The organism is Spirosoma utsteinense (assembly GCF_014282275.1).
Classification (GTDB): domain Bacteria; phylum Bacteroidota; class Bacteroidia; order Cytophagales; family Spirosomataceae; genus Spirosoma; species Spirosoma utsteinense.
Genome location: NZ_VFIA01000162.1, coordinates 1 through 880 on the forward strand (window position 1 = coordinate 1; position 880 = coordinate 880).

The 880-nt window shown below is 50.7% G+C and carries 1 protein-coding gene; it reads right to left on the reverse strand.

Annotation, left to right across the window (positions count from 1 at the left end; genetic code table 11):
• Positions 1-239: 239 nt before the first annotated feature.
• Positions 240-812 carry an IS5 family transposase gene (locus FH603_RS28275; protein WP_235985673.1) on the reverse strand — a complete coding sequence of 191 codons (573 nt, stop codon included), beginning with the start codon at positions 810-812 and terminating at the stop codon, positions 240-242.
• Positions 813-880 lie beyond the last annotated feature (68 nt).

The following is an 880-nucleotide window of genomic DNA, read 5'->3' on the forward strand; positions in this document are numbered from 1 at the left end:
AGAGTATGTTGGGAAATCATCTTTGGCAATAAGTCTCGATTCGTTGTAACATGATCTGGCTATTGGCCAGATACAACCAACTGACCGAAGAAGATACGGTATGCTCATAGTCTTTGACAATTCTCCGAAAGTAGTTTGTCCAGGCAATGCTCCGTTCTACTACCCATCGTTTGGCCACCGGCACAAAACCTTGTGCTGATTCAGGCCGCGACGCTTTCTCAAAATCGATACTCCAACGGTCAAGCTCTTGGGCAAATACGCCGTTGTAGTCGGACGGCCGATGCCGCTTGATCGCCGAACATCTTTTCCAGTCGTTCGCCCACCCGCCAGAGAATAGCTACAACTAAGGCTTTGCCCAATGAGCCATCAGCTCGGTTAGCTGCATCCACACCGGCCACCCAAAGCCGCCCCTGCGTGTCCACCACAAAGGTGCGTTTACGTCCATTGACCCTCTTATTGGCATCCAGCCCTCGTAATTCACCGATCATAGGGGCAAGTTTAACTGATTGTGTATCAATGCTTGCCGCCGAAGGTGAGGGTTCACGGTCTGCTTGTTGTCGGTCGAGCTGGTTGAGAGCTGCGTTGATGTGTTCAAAGTGGTCGGCCTTTTTCCAGCGATCAAAGTAGTAGTATACGGCCTGCCAGTGGGGAAAGTTGGGCGGCAGGTTTCGCCACTGACAGCCGGTGCGTAAGAGCCAGAAAATGGCGTCCATGATAGCACGTAATTCGTGTTTACGCTTGCGCTGAAGGTTAAAAAAAGGCGAAATTGCTGCCCACTGGTAGTCGGTCAGTGGTTGCCACTGTTTGGTCATTACTTTGTTTCTTGGTCGATACAAAGTTGACTCGGCTACCAGTCCTTATCAATTCCCCAACAAGCTCT